This is a genomic window from Micromonospora sp. LOL_021, from assembly GCF_048060215.1.
Lineage (GTDB): Bacteria > Actinomycetota > Actinomycetes > Mycobacteriales > Micromonosporaceae > Micromonospora_E.
Genome location: NZ_JBHMIN010000033.1, coordinates 14,785 through 29,854 on the forward strand (window position 1 = coordinate 14,785; position 15,070 = coordinate 29,854).

Consider the following 15,070-nt stretch of genomic DNA (forward strand, 5'->3'; position numbering starts at 1 on the left):
GCCGAGGTGACCGATGGAGCAGCCGGAACCGGGGCAGCCGTCCCGGCTCAGCCGGTGTCTGGTGACCGGTGCCAGCCTGGCCGCCGTCGCCACCCTGATCATGGTGGCCTTCACCTGGCCGGCGGTCTACGCCGAGCCGCACGGCGTACCCGTTGGTCTGGTGGCCGCGGAGCCGGAGTCGACGACGATCGTCGCGGCGCTGGAACAGGTCCGGCCGCACGAGTTCACCGTCCGCCGGTACGCCGACCGCGACGCGGCGGTGCAGGCCATCCGACACCGCGAGGTGTACGGCGCCGTGGTGGTCGACGGCGGCCCGGAACTGCTGGTCGCCTCCGGCGCCAGCACCATAACCAGTCAGTTGATCGGCGCGGCTACCGGAGTGCTGAACCCGGCCGGGCAGACCACGGCCGACCGGCCACCGGTCACCGACGTCGTACCGCTCTCCCCGCACGACGAACGGGGTGCCGGGCTCAACGCGTTCTTCTTTCCGCTGCTGCTCGGCGGTCTCAAAGGTGGCATCTTCATCGCGATCGGCATCCAGGGCACCGCCCGCCGGCTGCTCACCCTGGCCGTCTTCGCCATGATCGCGGGTGCGGCGGTGGCGGTGATCGGTCAGTACGCGTTCCGGATCCTGGGCGGATCCTTTCCGCTCAACACGGCCGCGAGCGGGTTGACCGTGGCGTCCATCGCGGCAACGGTGATCGGCCTGCGTAACCTGTTCGGGCTGCACGGCGTCGGCGTCGGCACCGTACTGATCATGCTGGTCGGCAGCCCGATCTCCGCCGCTACGCTGCCGGTCGAGTTCCTGCCCCGGCCGTGGGGCGCCATCGGCCAGTTCTTTCCACCCGGGGCGTCCCTCTCGTTGATCCGCGGCATCTCGTATTTTCCGGACGCCCCGACCCTGCCGCGGTGGTTCGTGCTCTGCGGCTGGACGCTGGCCGGCTGCCTGCTGGCGCTGCTCACCCGCAACCGCCCGTCGGCCCGTACCCGGTCGACCACCCCGCCCAGCACGAAGATCGCCTGATCCGCCCGGCACGAAGATCGCCTGATTCGGCGCGGCGCAACTCGGCGGTGTCAAGTATTGCCGGGAGCCACTACATTGAGCGGAGCCGGCAATGTGGACGGCTGCCCGACACGCAATCGATCCTGACTGCCGCAGTCGTGAGGTTGCCATGACTGACAAATCCACCAAGTTCCGCACATACATCGATCACCGTACCCGGCAGACGATGACCACCCTGGCGGTTGCCGCGACCCTGGTCCTGGTCGCTCTCGTCGCCTGTGAGGACAACCAGCCGCCGGACCGGCCGACCGTGCGGGATCTCCGGGAGGCCTCGACCATCAGCGAGCGGACCGAGTTGCGCATCGGCGTCAATGTCGACATTCCGCTGATGTCATTCCGGCGAAACAACGCGTACCACGGTTTCGACATCGAGATCGCCCGCTACATCGCCGACTCCCTCGGCTTCGGCGACCAGAGCATCAGGTGGGTGCCACTGGACACCGAGGACCGGATCGAGAAGTTGCGCAGCGGCGAGGTCGACATCGTGGTGGCCAGCTTCTCCATCACCGAGGAACGTGAGAAGCGGGTCGGGTTCGCCGGCCCGTATCTGATCACCACACCTGAGGTGCTCGTCGCCACCGAGTACGTCAACGAGATCACCACGATCACCGATTTGAACAGCGAGGAGTACACCGTCTGCGTCGCTGGCGGCTCCACCACAGAGGCGATGCTCAGGGAACGCGGGATCCCGCACCAGCAGGCCGACAATCCGGCCGCCTGTCGGGACGGCATCCTGGCCGGCGAGTTCCAGGCGATGGTCTCCGACGAGACCATCCTCGCCGGACTCCGCTCGGAGAACCCCGACGAACTCGCCATCGTCGACATGCCGTTCGGCGTCGAGGAAGAGTTGGGCATCGGCGTCCCGGTCGAGGATGAGAATCTCCGTGACCTGGTCAGCTACTTTCTGGACAAGAGCTACCAGCGGGACCAGCGGGACGAGGCGAACGCCTGGGAGACGGCGTACAACAACCATCTGGGCCAGTGGCTCGGTGAGGCGAGCCAGCCCCGGCCGGACGGTGCGCCCGACCTGGTGGACCACGACGACAAGAACCGGCGGTGACCGCCGTCGAGCGCCCGGCCGACGATCCGGACCGGCGGAACCGGGCGGCGCAGCAGTTCTGGAGCGTGGTGGTCGGCGCCCCGGCGATCATCTCGGTGCTCCGGCTGGTCGTGGAGGCCGGCGGCGAGCTGCAGACCACCCTGCTGCTGGCCGCCAACGTCAACCCGGTGAACCTGGTCGCTGCCTTTGTCAGCACCGCGAGCCGGGTGGTCTCGGGTGCGATGGTGGCCCTCTTCGCAATCAGCGCGGTGCTGACCGTCAGCGTCGACAACGATCCTCGGCGGTGGGCCCGCCCGAAACCGCCGTTGCTGGTCCGCTGGATGCGGGTGGTGCCCGTCTGGTTCCTGATCGTCACCCTGCTGGTCGCGGTAGTGACCTGGAAAATCCTCTATCTGCCACTGCTGCTGCCGGCGATCGCGGCCACCGCCCAGCTGCTGACCCGTACGGTGGACGAGCGCCGCACGGCCGGGGACCTGCCGGACGACCGCCGGACGACCCGGCTGACCCTGTTCGCCCTGCTGCTGCTCGGCTACTACGGTCTGCTCGCGCCGACCCTGGTCGAGGCCGCGACCACCGGAGAGTGGTTCGTGGTACTGATCCTGGCCGCGCCGCCGCTGCTGGCCCTCGTGGTGACCGGCCCGGTGTTGCCCGGCACGGTGCACCTGCTGGTCGCGTCCGGTCAGCTCACCGTCATGATCGCGCTGGCCTGGACGTCGTACTCGGTGGCCACCGCGCCGGTGCTGCCCAGCACAGTGACCACCATCGAGGTGCCGGGCGGGGAGACCGAGCACATCCGGGGCAGCGTGATCGCGGTCGACGACGCGAGCGTGGCCATTCTGCAGGAACAGGGCGGCGTCCGGTACGTGCCGACCGACGACGTGGAGGCGCAGGTGCTCTGCCCGAGCGAGGCGGATCTAGCGCGCTACCGCCTCTGGGTGCACGGGTTCCACATCGAGGACTCGCTGCTGCAGGCGTTGGGGCGGGAGGTCCGACCGGTCACCCCGGTGGACGCGGTTTGCCGGGCGACCGCCTCGGTGAGGTGAGCCAACCGTTGCCCCGTCCGGGGCGGATCTGCCGCCGGTCCCCGGGCAGATCCGCCGCCGGGTCACACCCGGGCGCGCCTGGCGAGCCGCTCGGGGTCGAGGATGATGATGCTCTTGCCGTCGAGCCGCAGCCAGCCCCGGGAGGCAAAGTCGGCCAGCGCCTTGTTGACCGTCTCCCGGGAGGCCCCGACCAGCTGGGCGATCTCCTCCTGGGTGAGATCGTGGGTCACCCGCAGCACCCCGCCGTCGCGGGTGCCGAACCGGCCGGCCATCTGCAGCAGATTCTTGGCTACCCGCCCCGGTACATCGGTGAAGATCAGGTCGGCGAGGGCGTCGTTGGTCCGGCGCAGCCGTCGGGCAAGCACCCGCAGCAGCTGCTCGGCGATCTCCGGCCGATTGTTCAGCCAGGGCCGCAGCGCCTGCTTGCGCAGCCGGGCGAGGCGGGTGTCGGTGACGGCGGTCGCGGTGGCGGTACGCGGCCCGGGGTCGAACAGTGACAGCTCGCCGACCATGTCCGACGGGCCCATCACGGCGATCAGGTTCTGCCGCCCGTCGGCCGCCCGTCGGCCGACCTTGATCTTGCCGGTGAGCACGATGTACAGGCTGTCACCCGGCTCACCCTCGTTGAAGACGACCTCGCCCTTGCGGGCGTCGATCGTCTCCATCTCCTTGGCGAGTGCCTCCGCGGCCTCCGGGTCCACGCCCTGGAAGATCCCGCTACGAGCCAGCACCTCGTCCATCGCGCACCTCCGCCTGCGCGGCGTCCGTTCCCCGGCACCCCAGCCGTGACCAGCCGCGCGCAGTCAGTCTAGGTGCACTCCGCCCCTGGCCGGATGCGCACCCTCCGAATCTTGATCCAGGAGCGTAACCCAACAGGGTGGATCCGTCGTTAATATGCAACACCACGCACGCCGACCGGTCACCGCCGTGCGACCGGCGGACGCCGTATCGTCGACCGGTGTCTCCCGACGTCGCCCGCCCATGGTTCACCACCCGCACCGAGGACGGCCGGACCCTGCCGTACGCCTGCTGGGCGCTCACCGAGCCGCTGCTGACCATCAGCTCCGCTCCGCTCGGCGGCGGGATCGGACTGCGCTGGTGGGTGATCAACGCGACCGTGCCGATGTCGTACCGCCGCGACGACCCCGACACCCACCTCGTCGGTCTGGCCGAGCAGGCCGACCTGCGCGGACCCGGCGTCGGCCTGCTAACCGGGGTGGACGTGCGTCGGATGGTGACCCGCGACGAGGCCGGCGTGCAGGTGTGGGCGACCGTCGGGCTCGGCACCCCGGTGCTGGCCGCCGCACCCAGCACCGCCGGCCCCGCTCCGCCGCCGGTCGGGACGATCAACATCGTGGCGGCGCTTCCGGTACGGCTCGGTGAGGCCGCCCTGGTGAACGCGGTCGCCACCATCACCGAGGCGAAGACCCAGGCGCTGGTCGAGCTCGGACTGCGGGCCACCGGCACGGCGACCGACGCGGTGGTGGTGCTCTGCCCGCCCGACGGGCCGGAGCAGCGGTACGGCGGTCCCCGGTCGACCTGGGGCGGGCGGCTCGCCCGGGTAGCGCACGCGGCGGTACGTGGTGGCACTGCCCAGCGTGGTGGCGCGCCGGACCCGCAATGACGGCAAATGGGACACAGCAGCAAACCGGCCGGACGGTTGTCGTCGCCGGGGACCCCCGGCCGGTAGGGTCACGCCAGTGAGTGACGCCCAGCGTGCCGCCCGGGGGCACCGGCGGCAGGAGCCCGCCGCAGGCCGACCCGTTCTGTCGATCGTCGTGCTGACCGCCGTTCTGCTCGGTGCCGTGCTGGTCGGCATCGTCGCGCTCGGTGGGATCAACCGGTCCGGATCCGAACCGCAGTGGCAGTCCGCTGCGTCGCCGACAGCTGCGTCGCCGACCGCCACCGCGTCGCCGGAGCCGCAGGAGATCTCGATGTCGGCAACCGGTGACATCGTGCTCGGCAACGCCCCCGACCGGCTGCCGCCCGACGGCGGTGCCGGCTTCTTCGACTCGGTTTCCGAGGCACTCGCCGCCGACCTGGTGATGGGCAACCTGGAGGAGCCGCTGACGGTCGACACCGGGACCGGCAAGTGCGCCCCGGGCGCTACCCAGTGCCACCAGTTCCGGGCCCCACCCGAGTACGCGGCCCACCTGCGTGATGCCGGGTTCATGCTGCTCAATCAGGCCAACAACCATGGGTACGACTACGGCGAGGCCGGTTACCGCAACACCCAGCAGACGCTGGAGGAGCACGGTATGCGGCACACCGGCGCGCTCGACCAGATCACCGTGCTGGACGTCGAGGGGGTCAGTGTCGCGGTGGCCGGCTTCTCCTCGTACTCCCCGCCGAACAACAGCCTGATCAACCTGGACGCCGCGGCGGAGGTGGTCCGGCGCGCCGACGAGCAGGCCGACCTGGTCGTCGTGCAGGTCCACATGGGTGCCGAGGGAGCGGAGATGACCCGGGTCACCCCGGGCACGGAGCTGTTCGCCGGAGAGAACCGTGGCGACCCGATGGCCTTCGGGCGGGCGATGATCGACGCCGGGGCGGACCTGATCGTCGGCCACGGCCCGCACGTGCTGCGCGGCATGGAGTTCTACCAGGGTCGGCTGATCGCGTACAGCCTCGGCAACTTCGCCGGTGGCGGCGGCACGTTGAACAACACCGGCCGGCTGGGCTGGGGCGGGGTGCTGAAGGTGACCCTTGACCCGGACGGCGACTGGGTCGACGGCGAGTTCGTCGCCACGTACATGAACGGCAACGGACTGCCCGTCGTCGACGAGCAACGCCGCGGGCTCGACCTGGTCCGCGAGTTGAGCGGGTCGGACTTTCCGCAGACCGGCGCCACGTTCGACGACGACGGCACCATCTCACCACCGTCAGACTGACCCGCCGACGTAGGCTGGCCGGTGTGACACCGCCAGCCCCCCGAGCCGCGACCGCACCGGCCGCGGCCACCGCAACCGCGGCAGCCCGGGCCGTGCGCACCGAGACCGACCTGGGGCGTAAACGTCGTGCCCGGCGGATGGCGAGACTCCTGGCCCAGGCCCATCCGGACGCCCACTGCGAGCTTGACCACGACGGTCCGCTGCAGCTCGCGGTCGCCACCATCCTGTCCGCGCAGTGCACCGACAAGCGGGTCAACGAGGTCACCCCGAAGCTGTTCGCCCGCTACCCGACGGCCGCCGACTACGCCGCCGCCGACCGGGCCGAACTGGAGGAGCTGATCCGGCCGACCGGTTTCTTCCGCAACAAGGCCGGCTCGCTGATCCGGCTCGGCCAGGCGTTGACCGAGCGGTACGACGGCGCGGTACCACGCCGTCTGCCGCAGCTGGTCGAGTTGCCCGGGATCGGCCGCAAGACCGCGAACGTCATCCTCGGTAACGCGTTCGACGTGCCCGGCATCACCGTCGACACGCATTTTCAGCGGCTGGTCCGCCGCTGGGCGTGGACCGAGGAGTCCGATCCGGTGAAGATCGAACACGCGGTCGGCGCGTTGATCGAACGCCGGGACTGGACGATGCTGTCGCACCGGGTCATCTTCCACGGCCGACGGGTCTGCCACGCCCGTAGACCGGCCTGCGGTGCGTGTACGCTCGCCCCGCTCTGCCCGGCGTACGGCACCGGTCCGACCGCTGCGGCCGAAGCGGTGAAGCTGCTCAAGGGCCCTCGCGCGAGGGAACTGGCCGAGCAGGCCGGAATCCCCGCCGACCTGGTGCCGGCGGCGGCCGTCGCCGCCGAGGTGCCATGAGCGCCGGCCGTCGGCTCAGGCCGGGTCCGTTGTTCGCCGCCGCACTGGTGCCGTTGCTGCTGGCGGCGACCGGTTGCACCGCTGACCCGGGTGCCGGGGCGGCCGACGCTGCCGGAGCGTCGGGACCGGTCCCGTTCGCCGACTGCGCCGGTCTGACCCAGCCGCCCGCAGCGGCACCGCAACCGTCGGCCGGTGCCGGTACCGCGGCGGGCGGCGGAGTCCCGCTGCCCGACGTCAGCTTGGCCTGCTTCGCCGACGGGACGGTCGTCGACGTCGCTGCGGTACGCGGACCCGCTGTGATCAACTTCTGGGGCTCCTGGTGCCAGCCCTGCCGGGAGGAGCTGCCGGCGCTGCAACGCCTTGCCGACCGTACCGCCGGACAGCTGCACCTGATTGGCGTCAACACCTACGACGACCGGGATCCAGCCGTCGCCGTCGCCGAGGATCTGGGGCTACGGTTCCCGAGCCTGGTCGACCGGGACCGGCAGCTGCTGCTGGCGGTCGAGCGGGTCGGCCTGCCGCTGACCCTGTTCGTCGACGGTGCCGGAGAGATCCGTCGGACGTACGAGGGCACCGTCGACGACGCCACGCTCGCCGACCTCGTCGAGCGCGAGTTGGGCCTGACGGTGGCCCCGTGACCGACCCACCGCCCCCCGAACCGTTGCCGGCCTGGTGGCAGCCGCTGCTCACCCGGGTACGCTCCGCCCGTACCGCCGATTTCACCCGGGTGGCGACCCCGGCCCGGGGTGGTCGGCCGAGCGCGGTGCTGGTCCTGCTCGGCGAGCATCGGCCGGGTGAGCCCGACGTGCTGCTGCTGCAGCGGGCCGCGACCATGCGCAACCACGCCGGGCAGCCCGCGTTCCCGGGTGGCGCGGCCGACCCGGGCGACCGGGACGCGCGGGCGACCGCGTTGCGGGAGGCCGAGGAGGAGGTCGGGCTGGATCCCGGCAGCGTCACCGTGCTCGCCCAACTGCCCCGGCTGTGGATCCCGGTGAGCGGCTTCGTGGTCACCCCGGTGCTCGGCTGGTGGCACCGGCCGCATCCGGTGCATCCCCGACAACCGGAAGAAGTGGCACATGTCACTCGGTTGCCGGTTGATGAGCTGGTGGATCCGGACAATCGACTCCAGGTACGCCACCCGAGCGGCTGGGTGGCACCAGCCTTCCAGGTGCGCGGCATGCTGGTCTGGGGATTCACCGCCGGGGTGCTGTCCGCCCTGCTGGACATGGCCGGCTGGGCCGGCGCCTGGCCGACCGGTCGGATCATCGACCTGCCGCCCGAGCCGTCGCCCGGTGGCGATCCGTCGGCCGCCGGTCTGCCCGACACGCTCGGTGACCGGGCCGGCGGCGATGCGGCAACTGTGGACGGCTCCGCCGGCCTGTCGGGCTGACCGCCGGCTGCCACGTCCGTCTGCCGGCCGGGCCGCTCGCCGGGTGCCCGTAGTCTTGACGGGTGTCCGCCGTCGACGTCGTGCTGCTGCTGCTCATGTTGGTATTCGCGATCAGCGGTTACCGCCAGGGATTCCTGATCGGGGTGCTGTCCTTCGCCGGGTTCATCGGCGGCGCGCTGGTCGGTCTGCAGCTCGGGCCGCTGCTGGCTGAACAGTTCGTCGACACTGTGGCCCGGGTCGTGGTGTCACTGGTCGCGGTGTTCGGCCTCGCCGTCCTCGGCCAGGCACTGGCCGGCTGGGCCGGCTCCCGGCTGCGGCACGCCATCACCAGCCCGGTGGGGCGCCGGGCCGACGACCTCGGTGGGGCGGCGATCTCGCTGGTGGCGGTGCTGCTCGTGGCCTGGCTGGTCGCGGTGCCACTGGGCTCCTCCGCGATGCCCGGCCTGGCCGGGGCGGTACGCAACAGCGCCCTGCTCAACGGCATCGACCGGGTGATGCCACCGCAGGCGCAGGCATTGTCCAACGCGCTGCGGGACACCGTCGACACCCGCGGCTTCCCTGACGTCTTCGGCGGGCTCACCCCGACCCGGGTCCGCGAGGTGCCGGCCCCGGACCCCGCGCTGGCCGGTTCCGAGGTGGTGGCGAACGCCCAGCGGTCGGTGGTCAAGGTGCTCGGCTCCGCGCCTCGCTGCTCCCGCCGGATCGAAGGCTCCGGGTTCGTCTACGCCGAGGACCGGGTGATGACCAACGCGCACGTGGTCGCCGGTACGCAGACCGTGGCGGTGGAGGTTCTGGGCGAGCGGCACAACGGCCGAGTGGTGGTCTACGACCCGGAGCGGGACCTGGCGGTCATCTACGTGCCGAACCTGCCGGCTCCGGTGATGCCGTTCGCCGACCGTCCGGCCCCGACCGGTGCCGACGCGATCGTGCTCGGCTTCCCGCTGGACGGGCCGTACGACGCGCAGTCCGCCCGGGTCCGCGACGTCGGACCGATCACCGGCCCGAACATCTATGACGACGGTGAGGTCCTCCGCGACGTCTACACGATCCGCGCGCTGGTCCGTTCCGGCAATTCCGGGGGCCCGCTGGTCGCGGCCAACGGACTCGTACTCGGGGTGATCTTCGCGGCGGCGGCGGACGACCCGAACACCGGATTCGCGGTCACCGCCGAGGAGGCGTCGTCGGTGGCGGTTCTGGGAGTACGGAGTACCCGCCGGACCGCCACCGGCGAGTGTGCCTGACGTCGCTGCGGGCAGCCGCTGTGGTCACCCGCATCCGCCGGGCCAGCCAGGTGCCGATGACGGCCGTGACCAGCAGCAGCAGACCGCTGCTGAGCAGCCCTTGGCCGCTTTCACCGCGTTGTCCGCTGATCGGCCCGATCGCCCATCCGGCCCCTTGGTCGCCGGTGTCCTGACCGCCCATCCGGGCCGAGCCGCCGGCCAATGTCGGCGCTGCGGACTCCAGACCGGGAGCTGGGCCGAAGCCGACCACACCCGGGGTCTGGTTGTCGTCGAGCGGATTGCGCGGCACCGCGTCGACCCCGTCGGTCAGCGCGGCTACCGGATCGACCAGGCCGAAACCGTAGCGGTCGTCCCGGCCCGGCGCGCCCAGGTCGCGGGCGGTCTCGATGAGCCGGGTGACCACCGTGCCCGCCGACATCGCCGGGAATCGGGACCGGATCAGTGCCGCGGTCGCGGCCACCAGCGGCGCGGCGAAGCTGGTACCCTGCACCTGCCAGTAGCCGTCCGGTCGGGCGCCGATCAGCCCGGTGGCGGGTGCGGCGAGGACCGTCTCCGGCCCGGTGATCGAACCGGCCCACAGTTGCTCGCCACCCCGGTCCATCCCGGCGACGGCGACGACGCCTGGCTCCCGGGCCGGATACCAGACCCGCGACGTGCCGTTGGCCGAGACGTTGCCGGTACAGGCGACCACGACGACGTCGCTGGCGAACGCGTAGTCCAGCGCGGCGGCCAGCGCCGGGCTGTCGCCGCTGCCGCCCAGCGACAGGTTGATCACCCGGGCCCCGTTGTCGACCGCCCAGCGGACCGCCTTGGCGACGACCAGTGCGTCGTCGTAGCGGTTCTCCTCGTCGAGCACCCGGACCGGCAGAATCCGGGCGTCCGGGGCGAGCCCGAGCACCCCATCCTCGTCGTCGTCACGGCCGGCGATCAGCGCGGCGACGGTGGTGCCGTGTCCGACCGGGTCGGACCAGCCGTCACCGTCGTCGACGAAGTCGATCCCGGGTAGTACCTGGCCGGTGAGGTCGATGTGGCTGGCGTCCACCCCGGAATCGATCACCGCGACGGTGACCCCGGTGCCAGTGGAGTACTGCCAGGCGGTGGTCGCCGACAACTCCCGCAACTGCCACTGTTCGTCCCGGATCGGGTCGTACCGGGCGGGAAGCGCGACGCTCGCCGCCGCTGCGGAACCCGTGCCGGTGCGTCCCGGCTCGGGCCCGGGTGGCGCGGCCGGGCCGCTGACGGCGGTCACCAGGACCAGCGCCACCCCGACGAGCCAACGGGCGGCGCTGCGTGGATGGCGCGGCAACGACGTCACAATCTGGCCTTCTCACCCCAGCAGACACATGCTGCACGGAGGTTACCGCGATTCTGCACTGTCAGAAGCAGTCTTGGGGGAAGCCGATAGCCGGTTCGCGCCGCCGATCGGCCCGGTCGGATCGGCCGACGGCAGGTACGCCAGTTGCACCATACGGATGCCGTCCCGGCGGGTGACCAGCCGACCTCGGCCGGGCGGAAGCGGCTCTGCGCGTACCCCGCCGACAAGTTGTCCCTCGTTGGGGTCGCCGGAGAGCACCAGGCCGGCGGCGGACGACTCGCGCAACTGCTGGACCACGGGCTCGTACAGGGCCCGCCCGGCACCCCCGACGCGGCGGGCGAGCACCAGATGCAGGCCGACGTCCCGGGCGTGCACCAGATAATCCAACAGCGGTTGGATCGGGTTCACCGACCCGGCCGCGACCAGGTCGTAGTCGTCGACCAGGACGAACAGCTCAGGTCCGGTCCACCAGGAGCGGCCGGCCAACTGGGCGGCGGTGACGTCCGGTCCGGGCAGCCGCCGACGCAGATGATCCGCGGCCGAGTCGATCAGGTCGGTGGTATGCGCCGCGTTGCCGCCGTAGCCGATCAAATGATCGGTGTCCACCGCGCCGAGCAGGCCGCGGCGGTAGTCGACAATGATCAACCGGGCCTGCTCGGGGGCGAACCGACCGGCGATGGTGGTGGCGAGGGCGCGCAGGAAACTCGACTTGCCGGTCTCCGCGTCGCCGAACAGCAGCAGGTGCGGATCAGCGGCGAAGTCGATCGACACCGGCCGTAGGTCCGACTCGGCCAGCCCGATCGGCAGCCGGAGCCCGGCCGTGCCGGTCCGGTCCAACGCGGCGTACGGCAGCAGATCCGGTAGCAGCCGGACCGGCGGTGCCGCCGGCCCCGCCCAGCCGTCAGCGAACGCATCGACCAGGGTGGAGACTGTGGCCACGGCGGCGAGGAAGTGCAGGCCGTCGCTGGTGATCCCGCGGCCCGGCGACCCCGGTGGCACGTTGGCGGCCGACCGGTGCGACACCAGCGAATCGATCGGGTCGCCGAGTCGTAGCTCCAGCCGGGAGCCGAACAGATCCCGCAGCGCCGGCCGGAAGTCAGCCCAGCGGGGGGCCGAGGCGACCAGATGCACCCCGTACGACAGGCCACGGGTGGCCAAATCGGTGATCGACGGTTCCAGGTCGTCGTACTCGCCGCGCAGGGTGGTCCAGCCGTCGACGACCAGGAAGACGTCACCGTACGGGTCGTCCGGCGTACTGCCGGGTCCGGGTCCAGACCCGGACCCGGATCCGGACCCGGTTGCGCGGCGGGCGCGGTATTCGGCCATCGACTCCACCCCGTCCCGGGCGAACCGCCGCTCCCGGCTCGCGAGCAGGCCGGCGACCTCGGCGACGGTACGCCGTACCGTCGCCGGCTCGGTGCGGACCGTCACCCCGCCGACGTGTGGCAGGTCCCGCAGCCCGGCCAACGCCCCGCCACCGAAGTCCAGGCAGTACACCTGCACCTCGGCCGGTGAACGGCACAGCGCCAGGGCGCAGATCAATGTCCGGATCAGCTGAGACTTTCCGCTCTGCGGCGCGCCGACCACCGCGACGTGCCCGGCCGCCCCGTCCAGATCCAGCCACAAGGGATCCCGGCGCTGCTCGTACGGCTTGTCGACGGCAGCGACGGCCACCCGCAGCCGCCCCGACCGGTCCGGGTCGGCCACGGCCGGACCCCGACCGGGCACCAGCCGCACCGGACCGAGCAGGTCGTCCAGCCGGGGCGGCTCGCCCAGCGGCGGCAGCCAGACCCGGTGCGCCGGTGGGCCGTGCCGGGCCAGCCGGTCGACGCTCACCTCGAGCAGGCTGGCGTGGGTGCCCGACGGCGCTCCCGACGGTTCCGACCGGGTGGCGGCCGCCGGCACCGGGTACGTCCGGAAGCCGTACAGCCTGGGCGTCGAACGGGGACCACCGACCCGGCGCGGGGCCGGTCGGCGGTACGGCCCGGAGACGTAGGCGGCCCGGAACCGGACCGGTGCCCCGGTGCCGTACCGCAGGAAACCGTGGCCCGGCTCGCGGGGCAGGTGGTAGGCGTCCGGTACGCCGAGGACCGCCCGCGATTCCAGTGCTGAGAACGTCCGCAGCCCGATCTGGTACGCCAGATGGGTGTCCAGCCCCCGCAACCGGCCCTCGTCCACCCGTTGCGAGGCGAGCACCAGGTGCATCCCCAGGGACCGTCCGACCCGGCCGATCTGCAGGAAGATGTCGATGAAGTCGGGCTTGGCGGTGAGCAGTTCGGTGAACTCGTCGCAGACGATCACCAGTGACGGCAGCGCCGGCAGGGTCTCGTCGGCCGGCTGCACCCGCAGGTAGTCCTGTCGGCTGGCCAGGTTGCCCGCCCGGCGCAACAGCTGCTGGCGGCGGACCACCTCACCGTGCAGCGCGTCGGCCATCCGGTCCACCAGCGGTAGCTCCTGCGCCAGGTTGGTGATCACCGCGGCGGTGTGCGGCAACCGGTCCAGCGCGGCGAACGTGGCGCCACCCTTGAAGTCGATCAGGACGAGGTTCAACGACTCCGGCGGGTGGGTGAGCGCCAACCCGAGGACCAGCGTACGGAGCAGCTCCGACTTGCCGGAGCCGGTGGCGCCGACCACCAGCCCGTGCGGCCCCATGCCGTGCAGCGCCGACTCCTTGAGATCGAGCTCGACCGGGTGCCCCTCGGAGCTGACCCCGAGCGGTACCCGCAGGTGGCAGTCGACTGACGGGCTGCGGTCCGGTTCGGCCGTCGTCCACCAGCGGGCACCGGCACCACCGCTGCCGAAGCCGAGTAGCTGGACCAGGTCCGCCTGGGCCACTGCGGCGGACCGGGCCGGCCCGCTGTTCGTCGCGAGCCGTAGCGGGGCGAGCTGCCGGGCGAGGGCCTCCGCTTCGACGACACCCAGCCCGTCGGCCGTCCCCGTGTCGATGGGCCCGGGCGACCCACGGATGACCAGCCGACCGGACGGGTCGACCGACAGCTCCACGGTGACGCGGTCGAGTATCCGTGGCGCCGGTACTCCCACCTGGACCACGGTGACGCCGTTCCGGCCGCCGTCGCCGGCCCCGGTCCTGTCGTGTACCCCGGTCCTGTCGTGCGTCCCGGTCCCGTCATTCGGATCTGTCCCGTCGTTGGGATCGGTGCCGTCGCACACCACCACGACGTGCGCGGGGGACATCGAGTCCAGCAGCCGGGCCAGCTCCACCGCGCTGCCGGCGACCAACCGCAGCGGGCCGGTGGCGTCGGTGCGGTGCGGATGACCAGCGTGCGGTAGCCACTTGACCCACTCCCACCGGTCGCGGCGGTCGGCCGGCGCGTAGACCGCGATGCGCAGGTCGTCCGGGGCGTGCAGGACGGCCAATTGGGCCAGCACCGCGCGTACCAGCGCGGCCGGTGCCTGGTCCGGGGCGTCATCGTCCGGTGGTCCGACGACGAAGATCCGGGCGACATCGCGCAGCCCGACCACGATCGGCAACCCCGGTACCACCGAGTACGAGTCGATGAACCGTCGTAGCGCCGCGGCGGTGAGCGGCTCGATCTCGTCCACCGGCCGGTCGTCGGCCGGCGGCACGAGCGGGGTGGCGAGTGGGCGCGATCCGACCCCGACCCGTACGGTCGCGAAATCTCGGTCATGCGGTCGGCGCTCCCAGACCCGGCTGCTCGCCGCTGTCGACCACAACCGACCGGGATCCGGGTACCGGTAGTTCAGCGCGGTCCGTTGCCGGTCCACGGTCCCCCGGACCTGGCTGCGCAGGCCGGCCAACTGCCGTAGGTAGCGACGCCGGGCCAAATCGGTCGCGGACCGCGCGCCGGCGCCAGGTGCGGAGTGCCAACTGGTCGCCAACATGGCCAGCGTCGACACCCCGAACACCGCGGCCATCAGGTACGGGTAGACCCCGCCGTCGCGGCCCGGCAGCACCGCCATTGCCACCGATCCGCCGGCCATCGGCAGCAGGGCCAGCAGGCGTTGCCAGCGGCCGGAGTCCGGATCGGCGACCTGCGGAGGCGGGGGGATGCGGACCTCCCCGGCCGGGATCTCGGGTGCCGGACGACGCTCGGATCTGGTGAGGACGATGCCCGCCATCGCGTCAGCTAACACCTACGTAGAGTGTTCCGCAATGGACCGGCGGTGGTATGCGGCTGCCGGGCCGGCACCGGCTCGGCCGTTGCGGCGTCGAGGAGGCACG

At 71.8% G+C, this 15,070-nt stretch carries 12 protein-coding genes; 9 read left to right on the forward strand and 3 right to left on the reverse strand.

Annotation, left to right across the window (positions count from 1 at the left end; genetic code table 11):
- Window positions 1-13 precede the first annotated feature (13 nt).
- The 3 genes from ACFHWT_RS20620 (at window position 14) to ACFHWT_RS20630 (ending at window position 3,166) form a co-directional block, all read left to right on the forward strand.
- The gene (locus ACFHWT_RS20620) at window positions 14-1,024 is read left to right on the forward strand and encodes a hypothetical protein (protein ID WP_416596311.1); all 1,011 of its coding nucleotides are present in this window, start codon (window positions 14-16) and stop codon (window positions 1,022-1,024) included.
- 148 nt (window positions 1,025-1,172) lie between these two features.
- Entirely contained in the window at window positions 1,173-2,123 is a 951-nt protein-coding gene (locus tag ACFHWT_RS20625) for a transporter substrate-binding domain-containing protein (protein ID WP_416596312.1), read from the forward strand.
- Complete coding sequence (locus ACFHWT_RS20630; RefSeq protein ID WP_416596313.1) at window positions 2,120-3,166, forward strand: hypothetical protein; 1,047 nt, start codon at window positions 2,120-2,122, stop codon at window positions 3,164-3,166. Before ACFHWT_RS20625 ends, ACFHWT_RS20630 begins: the two co-directional genes overlap by 4 nt.
- Window positions 3,167-3,228: 62 nt before the next feature.
- Here ACFHWT_RS20630 and ACFHWT_RS20635 read toward each other — a convergent pair whose 3' ends face one another.
- Window positions 3,229-3,906 carry a Crp/Fnr family transcriptional regulator gene (locus ACFHWT_RS20635; protein WP_281552784.1) on the reverse strand — a complete coding sequence of 226 codons (678 nt, stop codon included), beginning with the start codon at window positions 3,904-3,906 and terminating at the stop codon, window positions 3,229-3,231.
- 218 nt (window positions 3,907-4,124) lie between these two features.
- Here ACFHWT_RS20635 and ACFHWT_RS20640 point away from each other — a divergent pair, with 218 nt between their 5' ends.
- From ACFHWT_RS20640 to ACFHWT_RS20665, 6 genes are all read left to right on the forward strand, one after another.
- Window positions 4,125-4,790 (forward strand): adenosylcobinamide amidohydrolase, encoded by a 666-nt coding sequence (locus tag ACFHWT_RS20640; RefSeq protein ID WP_416596314.1) that lies wholly within the window; start codon window positions 4,125-4,127, stop codon window positions 4,788-4,790.
- A gap of 142 nt (window positions 4,791-4,932) precedes the next feature.
- Window positions 4,933-6,057: a CapA family protein gene (locus ACFHWT_RS20645; RefSeq protein WP_416596352.1), complete on the forward strand. Its 1,125-nt coding sequence runs from the start codon at window positions 4,933-4,935 to the stop codon at window positions 6,055-6,057.
- A gap of 92 nt (window positions 6,058-6,149) precedes the next feature.
- Window positions 6,150-6,920, forward strand: coding sequence for an endonuclease III (gene nth / locus ACFHWT_RS20650; protein WP_416596353.1), 771 nt, complete (start codon window positions 6,150-6,152; stop codon window positions 6,918-6,920).
- On the forward strand, window positions 6,917-7,558 hold the full coding sequence (locus ACFHWT_RS20655; protein WP_416596315.1) for a TlpA family protein disulfide reductase: 642 nt from the start codon (window positions 6,917-6,919) through the stop codon (window positions 7,556-7,558). Before nth ends, ACFHWT_RS20655 begins: the two co-directional genes overlap by 4 nt.
- Window positions 7,555-8,310: an NUDIX hydrolase gene (locus ACFHWT_RS20660; RefSeq protein ID WP_416596316.1), complete on the forward strand. Its 756-nt coding sequence runs from the start codon at window positions 7,555-7,557 to the stop codon at window positions 8,308-8,310. The genes ACFHWT_RS20655 and ACFHWT_RS20660 overlap by 4 nt, the downstream gene beginning before the upstream one ends.
- A gap of 62 nt (window positions 8,311-8,372) precedes the next feature.
- Window positions 8,373-9,551 (forward strand): MarP family serine protease, encoded by a 1,179-nt coding sequence (locus ACFHWT_RS20665; RefSeq protein ID WP_416596317.1) that lies wholly within the window; start codon window positions 8,373-8,375, stop codon window positions 9,549-9,551.
- Here ACFHWT_RS20665 and mycP read toward each other — a convergent pair.
- Window positions 9,472-10,866 (reverse strand): type VII secretion-associated serine protease mycosin, encoded by a 1,395-nt coding sequence (gene mycP, locus ACFHWT_RS20670; RefSeq protein ID WP_416596318.1) that lies wholly within the window; start codon window positions 10,864-10,866, stop codon window positions 9,472-9,474. The genes ACFHWT_RS20665 and mycP overlap by 80 nt on opposite strands.
- Window positions 10,867-10,908: 42 nt before the next feature.
- Entirely contained in the window at window positions 10,909-14,967 is a 4,059-nt protein-coding gene (gene eccCb / locus ACFHWT_RS20675; protein WP_416596354.1) for a type VII secretion protein EccCb, read from the reverse strand.
- Between the last annotated feature and the right edge of the window lie 103 nt (window positions 14,968-15,070).